At 71.6% G+C, this 13527-nt stretch carries 16 protein-coding genes; 10 read left to right on the forward strand and 6 right to left on the reverse strand.

Annotated elements, in window-relative coordinates; genetic code table 11:
- Positions 1-798: MFS transporter (locus ACFW9D_RS04045; RefSeq protein ID WP_384617451.1), on the reverse strand; the 798-nt coding region annotated here is incomplete at its 3' end.
- Between the two features lie 46 nt (positions 799-844).
- On the opposite strand from ACFW9D_RS04045, the gene ACFW9D_RS04050 reads away from it, so the two are divergent.
- The gene (locus ACFW9D_RS04050; protein ID WP_384617454.1) at positions 845-2278 is read left to right on the forward strand and encodes a PLP-dependent aminotransferase family protein; all 1434 of its coding nucleotides are present in this window, start codon (positions 845-847) and stop codon (positions 2276-2278) included.
- Between the two features lies 1 nt (position 2279).
- Here ACFW9D_RS04050 and ACFW9D_RS04055 read toward each other — a convergent pair whose 3' ends face one another.
- The 3 genes from ACFW9D_RS04055 to ACFW9D_RS04065 form a co-directional block, all read right to left on the reverse strand.
- Positions 2280-3140, reverse strand: a complete 861-nt coding sequence (locus ACFW9D_RS04055; RefSeq protein ID WP_384617456.1) for a hypothetical protein — start codon at positions 3138-3140, stop codon at positions 2280-2282.
- A gap of 220 nt (positions 3141-3360) precedes the next feature.
- Positions 3361-3693 carry a lysine transporter LysE gene (locus tag ACFW9D_RS04060; RefSeq protein ID WP_384617458.1) on the reverse strand — a complete coding sequence of 111 codons (333 nt, stop codon included), beginning with the start codon at positions 3691-3693 and terminating at the stop codon, positions 3361-3363.
- 25 nt (positions 3694-3718) lie between these two features.
- Positions 3719-4150: a ribosomal protein L7/L12 gene (locus tag ACFW9D_RS04065; protein WP_384617461.1), complete on the reverse strand. Its 432-nt coding sequence runs from the start codon at positions 4148-4150 to the stop codon at positions 3719-3721.
- Between the two features lie 214 nt (positions 4151-4364).
- On the opposite strand from ACFW9D_RS04065, the gene ACFW9D_RS04070 reads away from it, so the two are divergent.
- The gene (locus ACFW9D_RS04070; RefSeq protein ID WP_384617463.1) at positions 4365-4784 is read left to right on the forward strand and encodes a VOC family protein; all 420 of its coding nucleotides are present in this window, start codon (positions 4365-4367) and stop codon (positions 4782-4784) included.
- A 151-nt stretch (positions 4785-4935) separates the two neighbouring features.
- Positions 4936-5802 (forward strand): hypothetical protein, encoded by an 867-nt coding sequence (locus ACFW9D_RS04075; protein ID WP_384617466.1) that lies wholly within the window; start codon positions 4936-4938, stop codon positions 5800-5802.
- A gap of 12 nt (positions 5803-5814) precedes the next feature.
- Here ACFW9D_RS04075 and ACFW9D_RS04080 read toward each other — a convergent pair whose 3' ends face one another.
- Positions 5815-6489, reverse strand: a complete 675-nt coding sequence (locus ACFW9D_RS04080) for a TetR/AcrR family transcriptional regulator (protein WP_384617468.1) — start codon at positions 6487-6489, stop codon at positions 5815-5817.
- A gap of 58 nt (positions 6490-6547) precedes the next feature.
- Here ACFW9D_RS04080 and ACFW9D_RS04085 point away from each other — a divergent pair, with 58 nt between their 5' ends.
- The 5 genes from ACFW9D_RS04085 (at position 6548) to ACFW9D_RS04105 (ending at position 10544) form a co-directional block, all read left to right on the forward strand.
- A complete protein-coding gene (locus tag ACFW9D_RS04085; RefSeq protein WP_384617471.1) occupies positions 6548-7999 on the forward strand; it encodes an MFS transporter in 1452 nt (483 codons plus the stop codon).
- On the forward strand, positions 7996-8391 hold the full coding sequence (locus tag ACFW9D_RS04090) for a cupin (protein ID WP_384617474.1): 396 nt from the start codon (positions 7996-7998) through the stop codon (positions 8389-8391). The genes ACFW9D_RS04085 and ACFW9D_RS04090 overlap by 4 nt, the downstream gene beginning before the upstream one ends.
- 109 nt (positions 8392-8500) lie before the next feature.
- The gene (locus ACFW9D_RS04095) at positions 8501-9013 is read left to right on the forward strand and encodes a DinB family protein (RefSeq protein ID WP_384617477.1); all 513 of its coding nucleotides are present in this window, start codon (positions 8501-8503) and stop codon (positions 9011-9013) included.
- A gap of 266 nt (positions 9014-9279) precedes the next feature.
- On the forward strand, positions 9280-9900 hold the full coding sequence (locus ACFW9D_RS04100) for a hypothetical protein (RefSeq protein ID WP_384617480.1): 621 nt from the start codon (positions 9280-9282) through the stop codon (positions 9898-9900).
- An 11-nt stretch (positions 9901-9911) separates the two neighbouring features.
- Positions 9912-10544 carry a M15 family metallopeptidase gene (locus ACFW9D_RS04105; RefSeq protein WP_384617482.1) on the forward strand — a complete coding sequence of 211 codons (633 nt, stop codon included), beginning with the start codon at positions 9912-9914 and terminating at the stop codon, positions 10542-10544.
- A gap of 37 nt (positions 10545-10581) precedes the next feature.
- Here the strand turns inward: ACFW9D_RS04105 and ACFW9D_RS04110 are convergent, their stop codons facing one another.
- Positions 10582-11559: an ArsR/SmtB family transcription factor gene (locus tag ACFW9D_RS04110; protein WP_384617485.1), complete on the reverse strand. Its 978-nt coding sequence runs from the start codon at positions 11557-11559 to the stop codon at positions 10582-10584.
- An 89-nt stretch (positions 11560-11648) separates the two neighbouring features.
- On the opposite strand from ACFW9D_RS04110, the gene ACFW9D_RS04115 reads away from it, so the two are divergent.
- Together ACFW9D_RS04115 and ACFW9D_RS04120 are read left to right on the forward strand one after the other, a co-directional pair.
- Positions 11649-12938 carry an MFS transporter gene (locus ACFW9D_RS04115; protein ID WP_384617488.1) on the forward strand — a complete coding sequence of 430 codons (1290 nt, stop codon included), beginning with the start codon at positions 11649-11651 and terminating at the stop codon, positions 12936-12938.
- Positions 12935-13519 (forward strand): DinB family protein, encoded by a 585-nt coding sequence (locus tag ACFW9D_RS04120; protein WP_384617491.1) that lies wholly within the window; start codon positions 12935-12937, stop codon positions 13517-13519. Before ACFW9D_RS04115 ends, ACFW9D_RS04120 begins: the two co-directional genes overlap by 4 nt.
- Positions 13520-13527 lie beyond the last annotated feature (8 nt).

Genomic DNA, 13527 nt, shown 5'->3' on the forward strand with positions numbered 1-13527 from the left:
CGGGGCGGGGGGCGCCGCCGCGACCGGGGCGACCGGGGCGGCGGGCACGAGTCCGGTGGAAGCCGACGGGACGGCGAGCGGGAGGAACGTGACGACGATTCCGGCGGCGAGCGTGGTGGCCGCGAAGACGATCGCGGGCCGCAGGAGGCCGGCCGTCCGCAGACCGGCCACCACACCGATCGACGGCCCCGAGTCCGGCTCACGGTCCGGCAGGCCCGGCACCGAGACGATCGCGGCCAGCGCGGCCACCCCGCCCGCGACGCACACCGGCCCGTACCCCACGTGCGCCACCAGCCACACCCCCAACGGCAGGGCCACCAGCGACGGAACCCCGGACACGATCCCGACCAAGGCCAGCCCCTCACCCCGGCGCTCGGGCGGGATCAGCGACGCCGTCAGCGCGCCACCCGCGACGACCGTGCAGGCGAAGCCCAGACCGCGCACGACGCAGACCGCCGTGATCCACGCCGTGCTCCCGGACACGGTCAGCACGAGCGCGGGCGCACCGAGGAGAAGCAGCCCCGCCACCAGCGTCAGGCGGTAACCGAAGCGGGCGACGATCCGGGGAGTGGCCAGCTCACCCGCGACCGTGGCCAGCATCAGCGCGCCCGTGGCGAGCCCCGCCGCGCTGCCGCGGCCCCCGCTGGACGCCTCCGCGTAGAGGGGGACGACCGACAACAGCAGGAAGAAGCCCGTCGACGCGCCGACGATCGAGACGAAGCGCAGCAGCAGAGGCCGCGTCACCAGAGGCGGCCGCGAACCGGCGCTCTTGGCTGGGGAGTTGACGTTTCTGGTCACACGACGAACCTAAGGAGCGAGCGGACCACCGGTAAGATCCGATTTCATGCCGCTGGAGTGGTCCGGTCTCTCTCCCGATCTGCTGCTGGTCATCGACCGGGACAGCGGCGAGCCCCTGCGGTCCCAACTGGAACGCCGACTGCGCGACGCGATCCGGACCGAGCGGCTGCGCGTCGGCGAACGCCTCCCGTCCTCACGCGAACTCGCCCGGGTCCTCGGACTCTCACGCGGCCTGGTGCAGGACTGCTACGCCCAACTCCAGGCCGAGGGCTACCTCGTGACCCGCGTCGGCTCCGCCACCCGCGTGGCGGCCGGCGCGGGCGTCCCGGCAGCGCCCGCGTCACCGGCGCCGGAGCCGCCACGGCTGCTGGCCGACTTCCGGTGGGGCGTCCCCGACCTGAGCGGCTTTCCCCTCGCCGACTGGCTGTGGGCGACGCGCGAGGCGGCACGCACCATGCCGACGGCGGCGCTCGACTACGGCGACCCGCGCGGCAGCGCAGCGCTGCGCGAGGTCGTCGCCGGATATCTGCGGCGGGTGCGCGCCGCCGATGCGGACCCGGAACGGACCGTCGTCTGCTCCGGGTACGCACAGGGCCTCGGCCTGGCCCTGCACGCCCTGGCCAGGTCAGGAATCCGCACCGTGGCGTACGAGGACCCCGGCTCACCGGCCACCATCTCCTCCGCCGCGGCCGCGGCGGGCCTGTCCGCGATCCCGATACCGGTCGACCAGCGCGGCGTCGACGTCCAGGCACTCGCCGCGACAAGTGCGCGCGCCGTCGTCGTCACCCCCGCGCACCAGTGGCCCACCGGCGTCGCCCTGGCACCCGAACGCCGCCTCGCCCTCATCGAGTGGGCCAGAACGCGGGACGCCGTCGTCATCGAGGACGACTACGACGCCGAATTCCGTTACGACCGCGAGCCGGTGGGCGCTCTCCAGGGACTCGCCGCCGACCGCGTGATCTCCCTCGGCACCGTCAGCAAGTCCCTCGCGCCCGCGTTGCGCATCGGATGGATGCTCTGCCCGCCCGCGCTCACCGAATCGATCATCGAGCACAAGCGGCTGAACGACCGCGGGGCGCCCACCCTCGACCAGTTGGCCCTCGCCACCATGATCGAGTCCGGCCGCTTCGACCGGCACCTGCGCCGCATGCGCACGACCTACGCGGCACGGCGCACCGCCCTGGTCGCAGCCCTCGCCGAACACGCCCCCGACGTCAGGGTGACCGGCCTCGCGGCAGGCTTCCACGCGGTGGCCCACCTGCCCGGACAGGCCGACGAACACGACCTCGTCGCCGCCGCCCGCACCCGGTCCGTCGGCCTCTACGGAATGAGCGCCTGCCGCGCCGCGCACGCGACCCGGCCGGCGCAGTTGATCCTGGGTTTCGGCGACGTGGGCGAACGCGCCGTCACGGCGGGCATCGCGGCGATCGGAGACCTGCTCACAGGGCGGTTGCCCCAACTAGGCGGTGAGTGCGGCTAGTTCAGCGCCCCACTGGTCGCAGGACGATCGTCCAGGTATGGATCGTGAAGCGTGCGGGGTCGTCGGGCAGTGGCTCGCCCACCATGACCGTCACCTGCTCGCCACTGCGCCGCAGCGACCGCAGGACGCGCGCGCCGGACGAAGCGGCGACGGGACCGAGTTCGCCTTCGATCTCCACGAGCGTACGACTGCGCAGGTCACGGTCGACCGACCGGAGACGGGCGCCGTCCAGGACGAGGATCGTGCCGTCCCGCAGGACGAGCGGCTCGGGCGGCTGGGGGTCGGACAGGGACGGTCCCTGCCGGATCACGCCACCGGGCAGGAGACGCACCACCCGGCCCTTCGTGGGCAGATTCCGGTCGGCCTCGACGACCCGCACGCCGGTGCCCACGACGTAATGACCGTACGAGCGCCAGGCGTCGGTACGGTCACCGTCCCGGTCGTACTCCCAGGTGTCGAAGAAGTCGTAGCCCTCCAGCCCGAGCAGGAAGCGGCCGCCGCCGCGCGCGGCACCGCGGGCGCCCCGCAACTCGGCGACCAGGCGGCCGTCGGCGAGGTCGAGAAGCAGAGCCGGGCCGAGCATGCCCCAGGGGGTGTACTCCAGGGAGTCCGTGGTCACCAGGACCCGGTCGCCGGAGAGGTGCACGGCATTGGGCCGGCCCACGCAGCGATGCGTCCAGCGGATCCGCCCGCTGTCGTCGACGCAGGTCACCGAGCCGACCGCGGTCTCGATCCGCAGTCCGTCACGCCGCGCCGCCACCTCCCGCGCCGGAAACCGCCACGACCCCACGGACCGCCGCCGCTCCACGACCTCGGCCCCCCACTCACCCGCCTGCCCCGCGCCCGCCCCGGTTTCCGCCACGGCCGAGAGAGTAACGGTGGTCGGCTCGCGGCGTGGCGCACGGGCTCTGACTTGCAGCCAGGAGACCCACCCCGACGATTTTGAACGAAGCGGTGAACCCCCCGTCCGGCGTGCGGGCAAGGCGGTCGCAGCCCACCGCGACGCCTGCGACGGAGCGCCATGGGACGTGGTCGTGGTCGGCTGAGCAGCGGGCATTCCGCTCCGGGGGTGCCGCAGCACTTCACAGGCAGCTGCACTCGGTGCCGTAGAACAAGAGGAACACGCCTGTCGCGGCGGTCAGCGTGAAGCCGGCCGCCGTCACGGCGGCGAAGCCCCGCCGCCGACGCCCCTTCGTGGGGTCACGGAACACGCTCCAGGCGCCGTGCGCGACGAACAGACAGAACAGCCCTGCACCCGCCACCGTCAGGCGCGGGCTGAAGGACCAGCTCAGGTAGGCGATCAGAAGCAGGCCGAGCAGCAGAGCGCAGGCGAGCAGAGTGAGGATCGCCTCGGCGACGGCTTCCCCGACCGTCTCCATCAGAAACTCGCCGATCCCCTTCGCCACCCGTCGCATGCCCACGCCCCCAACAGCCCTTCCTCTACGGCAGCACTTCGGCGTGCGCACAAGCACCGACCGTACGGAGCTCATTCACCAGATCGTCGGCGACTTCCACGGACACGTTGCTGACCAGGGTCGCGGGAAGTCGGCTGACGAGCGACTTGGCGACCCAGAGACTCATCCCCGTGCGCCTGTGCAGCAGTTTCACGACATCGATCGGCTCAGGACCGGAGTCCGTCAGAATCACGTCGTAAGACGGATCATCACAGACCAGCGAGAAATATCCACTCACTGCTTCCGATTCCTCTCCGAGCCTCCGACAGTCGATTGCCGCGCGTCCCCACGGCCCTTCACCGGAAAACCAGGATGTTCCCTCGTCCAACGTACGGATCTCTTGGGCGACTTCGTTGACAACCCGCTCGGTTTCGCACCGAAGCGCTCGCTCATCCTCATGGCTGCCGGTCCCGAACATCTGCCCATGATTCCACGACGCCTCGACGGACGGATGTTGTCTCACGGGCATCGGGGCACCCGCGACCACAATCCGAAACGCGAACTCTTCAGGGCTGAGCGTCCGCCACTGGATGAGCGAGAGACTCCATCGGCGGTAGTGTCACCGCCGCGATGGTCCGTTCCGGCGCCCGGCTCGAGAACCGGGCCCGAACAAACGGGAGGAGCCCAGCTGCGTGAACCGGCCGAGTCATGGCGCGCTGCATCACGTCGAGATCTGGGTTCCCGAGCTCGACCGCGCCCTCGCGTCACTCGGGTGGCTGTTCCAGACGCTGGGCTACGCCGTCTCGCAGAGTTGGGACACCGGCCGTAGCTGGTCGCTGGGGCCGACCTACGTCGTCCTGGAACAGTCCACGGACCTCACCGCAGACGGGTACGACCGGCGTCGTCCCGGGCTGAACCACCTTGCCTTCCACGTCAAGGACGCCTCAACTCTCGAGGAGTTGGTCGCCGACGCGTCCCGGAACGGCTGGACCCTGATGTTCCCCGAGCTTCACCCGCATGCCGGCGGCACGCAGCACTACGCCGCCTACCTGGAGAACGCCGACGGCTTCGAGGTCGAGCTTGTCGCCATCAGCTTGGTTCAGAGCAGTTGAGCGGTGGCTGCTGCTTGTCCTGAGATGCGGGTCGGTCTTCCAGCTCGCGCTCTTCCAACTCCCTGGCGAAGCCCTCTGCTTGTGATGCCTGTGAATCCGACCTGAAAAGATCTGGTGGAGGTGGGAGCGTCCAACGCTTACGATCACGTCCATGTCCCTGACCTCGCCCATACCCGTCCTGTGCGGTTCCGGTGGTGCCGTCCTCCAGTCCGAAGGTGACGGCCTGGTTCTGAGCCGGTCGGACATGGAGACGCGGATCCCGCTCCGGGCCGTGCGGCGGATCCGCGCCGAAGGGAGGGCGGTCGCCGTCGAGCTCACCGCTCAGGCCGGGGCGGCCCCGGCCGTTCACCGGGTCGCGGGCGTGAGTGAGGCGGCGGCGTCGGTGTTCGCCGACGCCGTCAATGCCATCCTGCCCGAGAGTGCCGGGGAGGCCGTCGACGGCTCGGCGCTCGTAACCGTTCGTGCCGCGCCCGAGCCCGCGCCCTTGTCCAGGCAGGAGAGGAAGACGCGCGAGTTCAGGATCTGGCTCGCGGCCGTCGTCCTCCTGGCCGTTGTTCTCGCCGTGGTCGTCTGGATCACGGCGTCCGCGTCCCTCGCGCTCCCTCTGCTGGTCGTCGTCCCCTTCGGTGCGGCCGTCACCACGGGCGGCATCATGGGGCTGAGGATCGTCCGCAACGAGTGGTATCTGCCCCGCAAGGGCGTCACCGTCGAGGCCGCACGGCGCCACGACACGACCCCCGACCAGTTCGGTGGGACGGGGAACTACACGTACACGGACCTGCACGGTCACCGCCGCGTCATGTTCAGCCAGAGCCGCGCCGACGTCATCCGCGTCGCCTACCACCCGGAGAAGCCCGGCACCGCGGTCGCCTGTCAGTCGCTGCTGCGCAGGACCGGCTGGGCCGTCGTCGTCGCCTGCATCCTTCTGCTCGGCCTCGCCGTCGACACCGTCGTCATGGGCGTGGTCATCGGTTCCCTCCAGGGCAGGTACGACGGTTACACGTACACGGCCGGCTGACGAACCGGCAGTTCACGCGGGCCGGGCGGCGAGGAGGCCGTGCACCAGGGCCCTGAGGCCGTCCTGGTAGGTGTCCGTGGCGGTCAGTGGTGCCCAGCGGTCCGCCACCTGCGCCAGACGCGGGAGTTCGTCCGCGTCGAGGCCGGCGAAGACCTGCTCCCGGTAGGTCGCGCGGTCGTCATCCGTGCGGCGTCGGGCCGCTGTCGCGCGGACCACGATCTCTCCGGCGGTGTAGTACCAGATCGCGCGGTAGCCGTGCACGGCCCGCTCGGGGGAGAGGCCGGCTTCGGCCAGGCCGTCGACGATCTGCTCGACGAACCACAGCGCGCTCGTGGACATGAGGTCGTCGGCGGTCAGCACCTCCACGATCCAGGGGCGGGCGGCCAGCGCCTCGTGGATCGCGGTGGCGGCCGCGACGGCCCGCTCGCGGGGGTCGGCGGGCAGTTCCGGCCGGCGCAGGGTCCGGGTGGCGTAGTCGTCCAGGAGGAGGACGAGGAGTTCCTCCTTGTCGCGGACGTGGTGGTAGAGGGCCATCGGTGTGCTGCCGACCTCCGAGGCGAGCCGCCGCATGGTCAGCTTCCCGACGCCCTCCTCGTCCACGATCCGGCGTGCTGTCCGGATGATCTCCTCGCGGGAGATACGGGGAGGTCGGCCAGGGGTTCTGCGCGGCGCGGACGGTTGCGACATGCCCCCCATCATTCCTCAGGCGTCGACAAGGGCGAACCTCGGCGCTATGTTTCTATACATGTATAGAAACTCTCGGGGGAGACCCGGAGCGGTGCTGGCGGCCGCCGCCGTCGCCCAGTTCGTCGTCGCCCTGGACATGTCGGTGGTCAACGTCGCCTTACCCGCGATCCGGACGGCACTGGACTTCGAGCCGCTGAACCTGTCGTGGGTCGTGCACGCGTACGCGCTCACCTTCGGCGGACTCCTGCTGCTGGGCGGCCGTGCCTGCGACCTGTACGGCAGGCGCCGGATGTTCGTCCTCGGGCTGACCGTCTTCGCCCTGTGCTCACTCGCGGGCGGGCTGGCCCACGCACCCTGGCAGCTGATCGCCGCACGCGCCGGGCAGGGCGTCGGCGCTGCCGCAGCCGCACCGGCCGCGCTCGCGATGCTCACCACGACCTTCCCCGAAGGTCCCCGCCGCGTCAGGGCGTTGGGAGTGTGGAGCGCGGTGAACGCCGCGGGCGGAGCGCTGGGCGTATTGGCCGGCGGACTGCTGACCGAGTACGCGGGCTGGCGCTGGGTCATGCTGATCAACCTGCCCATCGTCGCCGTGGCCCTCGCCCTCGCGCTCGCCGCCGTGCCCGCCGACGCGGAGCGTGCCGCCAGACGTGAGAGGCTCGACGTACCGGGTGCGGTCCTCGCGACAGGCGGCGTCGGGCTGTTGGTCCTCGGAGTCGTCCGCACCGACGCCCTCGGCTGGACCTCCCCGACCACCTGGGCCACCCTCGCCGCCGCGACCGGACTGCTCGTCGCGTTCGTCGTCGTCGAGTCGCGGACCACCACACCCCTGCTGCGCCTGGGCCTGCTCCGCAGCCGCTGGGTCGCCGGCGCGAACGTGCTCGTATTCCTGGCCGCCGCCGGACAGTTCACGGCGTTCTACTTCGTGTCCCTCTACATGCAGCAGGTCCTGGGCATGAGCGCCGCCGCGACCGGTACCGCGTTCCTGCCCTTCTCCCTGGGCCTCATCGCGGGAACCGTGCTCGCCACCCGCCTCACCGCCATCCGCACCCCGCGCGCGTCCCTCGTGCCCGGCGCCCTGCTCGCCGCGTCCGGCCTGGCCTGGTTCGCCCTCATCAGCCCCGACGGCAGCTTCCTGACCGACGTGCTCGGCCCCTCCCTCGTCACCAGCGTCGGCGCCGGACTCGTCCTCGCGCCCGTCGCCGCCGCGGCGACCACCGGCATCGCGCGGCGCGAAGCCGGAACGGCCTCCGGCCTCATGAACAGCTCCCGCCAACTCGGCGGCTCCATCGGTCTGGCCGCCCTCGCCACCGTCGCCGCACATCGCACCGGCACCGCCTCCGGCCCCGCCGCACTCAACGACGGCTACGCCCTCGGCCTGGCCCTCGCCGCGGCCGTGTTCGTCCTCGCGGCGGTCGTGGCCGTCGCCGTACTGCCAGGCCGCAGGGCGGCCACCCCCGTACCGCAGTCCCCTGCCCCCGCCCAGAATCAGATGGAAGGCACTCCGTCATGACGACCACCGCGATCGACCTGTTCGCCTCGGCCCTGCACTTCCGCCCCGACGGCGAAGTCCGCGCTGCCGAACGCCGGATGGCGAGCAGCGACTCCGATGCCTGGCAGATCGCCACGTTCCACGTGGAGACCGACGCCGACGTCCACGCCGACCACTGGGAGATGCACCCGCAGGCGGAGGAAGCGGTGTGCTGCCTCACCGGCGGCATCCGCCTCTACCTCCGCCCCGAAACCCCCGGCGAGGCCGAGGACATGGTGCGGTTGCAGGCCGGCACCGCCGTGATCGTGCCCCGCGGCCGCTGGCACCGCCTGCAACTGGACGCCCCCAGCGACCTGATGTCGATCACCCTCCGCGAGGGAACCCGCCTCGAGAAGCGCCACGACAGCGACTGAATGACGGCGACTGAATGACGGCGACCGGCCGACGGTGGCCCGGCACCACACCCTGCCGGGCCACCACACACCCGCGCCGCCCCCGTCCAGTACTGGCGATAATCGACCGATGAGCGCCATCGAACGATCCATCCCGCCCCTGAACGCGGACGAGCGCACCACGCTCGAAAGCTGGCTCGACTTCCACCGCACGACGCTCGCCATGAAGTGCGAGGGCCTGGACGACAAGCAGGCCGCCACCGCGTCCGTGCCGCCGTCCGGCTTCACGCTGATCGGCCTGGTCCAGCACATGGCCGAGGTCGAGCGGAACTGGTTCCGCCGCGTGTTCGCGGGGGAGCAGGCCCCGCCCATCCACGACCCCGAGGCCGATCCCGCCGCCCCCGACGGCGGCTTCGACGTGGCCGACGGCGCCACCCTGCACGACGCGCTCACCATCTGGCAGGCAGAGATCACCCACGCCCGTGAACACTGCGCCGACCGCGCCCTGACGGACACCGGCCGCTTCATGGATCAGGACGTCAACCTCCGGTGGATCTACGTCCACATGATCGAAGAGTACGCCCGCCACAACGGGCACGCGGACCTGGTCCGCGAGCGCGTCGACGGCGCCACCGGCGTGTAACGCCGAGGCGGGCAGCCTCAGTCCTGCCTCAGTCCTGCCGACGAACTGCCGACGATCGCGTGCAGGCGCCGGTCGTCGGCAGGCGTGGTTCGGTGACCCGCCGCGCCTCGCCGCCGGACGATCACCCTTTGGGCTCATGCGATCGGTGATGCCTTCCCCCATGGAGCCGACCTGGTTCAACCCGGTGGCCGACGTATCGACCGGCGCCGGCTGTGACCGTTGAGACCGTTCGACCGAGCGACATCCAACGGCCTCAGGAGCAACGTATGACCGCCCACCACATCACCGCACCCACGCCGGCGAAGGGTGTGCGCGCCGCCTGGAAGCGCGCGCACGCTCCGGTGCCCGGCGTCCCGCGGTGGGCCCGGTTCGCCGCCTACGCGATCCCCTTCGCCGTGCTTCCCTCCGGCGTGTGGCGGATCATGACCGTCGTCTTCCACGTCGGGGACGACGGCCCCCACGGCGCGGGCCAACTCCCGTCGTGGCTCCCGGGACCGGTGTACATCGTCGCCCTGTCCGTCCTCTCCGAACTGCTGGCCTTCACCGCCGTCGGGCTGGTCGCCGGGTGGGGAGAGGTGCTCCCGCACTGGATCCCGCTGCTGGGCGGGCGCAGAGTGCCGCCACTCGCGGCCGTCGTGCCCGCCGCCCTCGGCGCCACGATCCTGACGGTTCTGTGGACCACCGCCTTCGTCACTTCGCTGTCCGGACTCACCATCCGACGCGAGCAACTCCCCAGCGACTACCCGACGCAGTCGATGCACGGCTGGGAACTGGCCTTCTTCAACGTCACCTACGCCCCACTCGTCCTCTGGGGCCCTCTGCTGGCAGCCGTCTGCTTCGCGTACTGGCGCAGGCGCGCCACCAGCACGCGGCGGCGCGACGTCTAGGGTCAGGGCTCATGATCTTGCTGAGTGACCCTCAAGTGGCCGACGTCCCGGTGCGGGACTGCGGCGAGCCCCTCGTGGAGATCGCCTCGGCCCCGGCGATCGCGCTCGACCCCCGGGAGCGAGACGAGGAAGGGGCGTACGGACGGGTCAGAGCCGGCGTGCTCGACCGGCTCTGTGCGGCCTCCGAGAAACTTCCCGACGGCATCGGATTCCTTGTGGTTGAAGGACATCGCAGCAGTGCCGAGCAGGCCCGGCGGTTCGCGCTCTACGAGGATCGCCTGCGTGGTTCCGGCATCACCGAGGCTGCCGAGCTTCGGCGCCGGGCCAGTGCCTTCGTCTCCCCGGTCGAGGTGGCGCCCCACTGTGCCGGTGCGGCCCTCGACCTGACGCTCGTCGATGACGGCGGCGTCGAGCTGGACATGGGCGGCGCCGTGAACGGCCACCGCACCGGAGACGAGAATTACTGCCCGATGGACGCCCCGGGACTGTCCGACCGGGCACGCCGCAACCGCGCTCTCCTGGCCAGGACCATGGGGGACGCCGGCTTCGTCAACTACCCCACCGAGTGGTGGCACTGGTCCTACGGCGATCGGTACTGGGCCCTCATGACCAAGGCCGGCAGTGCCCTCTACGGGCCCGCCTGACGACCTCGCATCCCTCAGGACGTGCCGATCCGAGCCCTCAGCTCGAACCGGCGACCAGGGCCTCGCCGAGCGGGGTGCGCCGGTACAGCACCGACCGTCCGGACCGGGCGCGGACGAGCAGCCCCGCGCCACGCAGGATGGCGAGGTGGTCTCCCACGGCGCCGGGGGCCATGGCGAGGCTTCGGGCGAGGTGGCTGGTGCTGGCCGGTGCGTCCAGGGCCGTCAGCAGCCGGGCCCGGGCCCGGCCGACCAGGGCGGTCAGCGCGTCCGGCTGCGGGGCGGCCTCCTGTTCGCCCCACAGGGCGGCGGTGCCGCGGGCCCGGTAGACCAGGGTTCTCGGCCAGGGGTCTTCGAGGTGGGCGGCGATGTGCCCGACGAAGACCGAGGGGATGAGCAGGAGTCCGTCGCCGGAGAGGCGGACGGTTTCGCCGCGGAAGAAGCCGATCTCGATGCCGCCGGCGCGCCACGCGATGCCCGGGTGCAGGCTCTCGACGGCCGCGGCCCAGCCGCGCTCGCCGATCACCCCGACCCGGTGCACGACATCGCGCTCGCAGACCGCGCGCAGCTGCGGCCAGTCCGCGGCGAGCAGTTCGTGCCACGCCTGGTCCATCGCCGCGGCGATTCTGGGGACGACGTCCTCCGAGTCCAGCACGGCGCGTACGCGGGGATCACGGGCGGACGGGCCGGTCGCGGTGGCGGCGATCTCGCGGCGGGCCGCCGCCGGCGGAGTGGCTCGGATCACGGCCAGGTCGTCCGCCCAGGTCTGGCTGAGGCCACGCGGGGGTGGGGCGACGAAGTCGGGTCCGCCCTGCGGGTTCTGCAGGGCGAGGAAGGCGTTGAGTTCGGTCTCGCGGCGAAGGCGTTCGAAGGCCGGCTCGAGCCGGGCGGCCCAGGCCCGGGGGAGCGGCCGTTCGTGGCTCGCGAGCGAGCGCAGCAGCAGGCACAGGTCCAGTGCGGGCGACAGCGCGAAGCGGCTGCGCAGCAGGTCGTCGACGGAGACTTCGAAGCGCAGCACCTGGTCATGCTAGCGCGGGCCGGTTGTTTGGATTCGTCGAGCGACGAATCATTGGTGAGCGGTGCGGGCACCCGCCGAGGCTGGACGCCATGACCCCGACCGCCGGAGCCGCACACGGCAACCACCGTGCCACCTACCGCGAGGTGCTGGCCGAGCCGCGATTCCGGCTGCTCTTCGCGACGCGTACCGTTGCGATCACCGCGGACGCGCTGCGGATCACCACGTTCTCGGTGCTGGTCTACGCGACCACCGACTCCGCGCTGCTGAGCGCACTGGCCTTCGGTATCGGCTTCCTCCCGCAACTCTTCGGCTCGCTGCTGCTGGGCTCCCTGGCCGACCGGCTGCCGCCCCGCGCGCTCCTCACCGGCGGCTACGCCTTTGAGTGCGCCGCCGCCCTGCTGCTCGCCCTGGTACGGATGCCGATCGCGGCAAGCCTCGGTGTCGTGGCGCTGGTCGCCCTCGCGACACCGGTGTTCAGCGGCGCGTCGAGCCGACTGATCGCGCAGGCGCTGGAAGGCGACGCTTACGTACTGGGCCGTTCCCTGAACAACATCGCCGGTTCCGGCGCGCAACTGTTCGGTCTGGCGCTGGGAGGCGCGACCGTCGCGGCACTCGGACCGCACCGGGCGCTCGCGGTGAGCGCCGTCCTCTACCTCGGCTGCGCGCTCGCCATCCGCATCCGGCTGCCGAGGCGGCGGTCGGGAGCGACCGAGAGCGTGCAGGGCGACGGTGGGACCGTGCGGACAAGCCTGAACGGTGCCGCTCTGCTGCTGCGGGGACAGACGGTACGACGGCTGATGCTGGGCCAGTGGCTGCCGCCCGCGTTCGTCGCGGGCGCGGAGGGCCTGATCGTCGCCTACGCCGGCGGGCGCCACTTCGCGCCCGGCTGGTACGCGGTGCTGATGGGCTGCCTGCCGGTCGGCATGCTCATCGGCGACGTGCTGGTCGGCCGTCTCCTGCCCCCACCGACCCGCGAGCGGCTGGTGGTTCCGCTGGCCGCGCTGATGGGACTGCCCCTGTTCGGCTTCGCCGCCGGGCCCGGAGTCGGCGCCTCGTCCTGCCTGCTGCTGCTCAGCGGCTTCGGATTCGCCTACGGCCTCGGCCTGCAACGACCGTTCCTGGACGCCCTGCCGCAGGACGGCCACGGCCAGGCGTTCGGCCTGCTGGGCGCCGGAGGCATGACGCTGCAAGGTGTCGGCCCGGCCTGCTTCGGCACGGTGTCCGCAGGCATCGGAACAGGCGGCGCCATCGCCCTGGCAGGCTGCGCGGCGGCACTCACCGCCGGTTGGATCCACCTCTGGCACGACCCGGCCACCCCGAAACCCGTCCTACGAGACCTTGAGACCACGGACACCCCACGGAAGGCGCACACCGCATGATCGACGCATTCGCGAAGGACAACCTGCACGGCAGACTGCGGCGGGACCGCGAGGCCCTGCTCTGGAAACTCGACGGCCTGTCCGAGTACGACGCCCGCCGACCCCTGACCGCGACGGGGACCAACCTCCTCGGCCTCGTCAAACACGTGGCCACCGTCGAGGCCAGGTACTTCGGCGAGGTCTTCGACCGACGGTCCCCGGAACCGCTGTGCCGGTGGCAGGACTCCGACGGCAGCGACCAGTGGGCGACCGAGGACGAGACCCGCGACGAGATCGTCGCGTTCTACCGGCGCACCTGGAAACGCTCGGACGCCACGATCGACGAACTCTCCCTCGACGCCTCCGGCCACGTGCCCTGGTGGCCGCAGCCGCACTCCGCCACCAACCTGTTCGCCATCCTGGTTCACGTCCTCGGCGAGACCGTCCGGCACACCGGACAAGCCGACATCCTGCGCGAGGGCGTCGACGGCCGGACCGGTCTGCGCGCCGAACACGAGCGGCCGATCGACGAACAGGCCCGCGCCGACCACCGCGCGAAGCTCGAACGGGCCGCAAGGTCCGCCGCATCCTTCGAGGCCTGACATCGGCC

This window comes from Streptomyces sp. NPDC059524, assembly GCF_042749255.1.
GTDB classification, from domain to species: domain Bacteria; phylum Actinomycetota; class Actinomycetes; order Streptomycetales; family Streptomycetaceae; genus Streptomyces; species Streptomyces xanthii.

Excerpts from the sequence above, each read along its gene's own strand:
- ACFW9D_RS04100 (WP_384617480.1), top strand. The coding sequence starts at position 9,280 with ATGACCGCCCACCACATCACCGCACCCACGCCGGCGAAGGGTGTGCGC.
- ACFW9D_RS04095 (WP_384617477.1), top strand. The coding sequence starts at position 8,501 with ATGAGCGCCATCGAACGATCCATCCCGCCCCTGAACGCGGACGAGCGC.
- ACFW9D_RS04080 (WP_384617468.1), bottom strand. The coding sequence starts at position 6,489 with ATGTCGCAACCGTCCGCGCCGCGCAGAACCCCTGGCCGACCTCCCCGT.
- ACFW9D_RS04085 (WP_384617471.1), top strand. The coding sequence starts at position 6,548 with ATGTATAGAAACTCTCGGGGGAGACCCGGAGCGGTGCTGGCGGCCGCC.
- ACFW9D_RS04060 (WP_384617458.1), bottom strand. The coding sequence starts at position 3,693 with ATGCGACGGGTGGCGAAGGGGATCGGCGAGTTTCTGATGGAGACGGTC.
- ACFW9D_RS04105 (WP_384617482.1), top strand. The coding sequence starts at position 9,912 with ATGATCTTGCTGAGTGACCCTCAAGTGGCCGACGTCCCGGTGCGGGAC.
- ACFW9D_RS04065 (WP_384617461.1), bottom strand. The coding sequence starts at position 4,150 with ATGTTCGGGACCGGCAGCCATGAGGATGAGCGAGCGCTTCGGTGCGAA.
- ACFW9D_RS04120 (WP_384617491.1), top strand. The coding sequence starts at position 12,935 with ATGATCGACGCATTCGCGAAGGACAACCTGCACGGCAGACTGCGGCGG.
- ACFW9D_RS04090 (WP_384617474.1), top strand. The coding sequence starts at position 7,996 with ATGACGACCACCGCGATCGACCTGTTCGCCTCGGCCCTGCACTTCCGC.
- ACFW9D_RS04075 (WP_384617466.1), top strand. The coding sequence starts at position 4,936 with ATGTCCCTGACCTCGCCCATACCCGTCCTGTGCGGTTCCGGTGGTGCC.
- ACFW9D_RS04050 (WP_384617454.1), top strand. The coding sequence starts at position 845 with ATGCCGCTGGAGTGGTCCGGTCTCTCTCCCGATCTGCTGCTGGTCATC.
- ACFW9D_RS04115 (WP_384617488.1), top strand. The coding sequence starts at position 11,649 with ATGACCCCGACCGCCGGAGCCGCACACGGCAACCACCGTGCCACCTAC.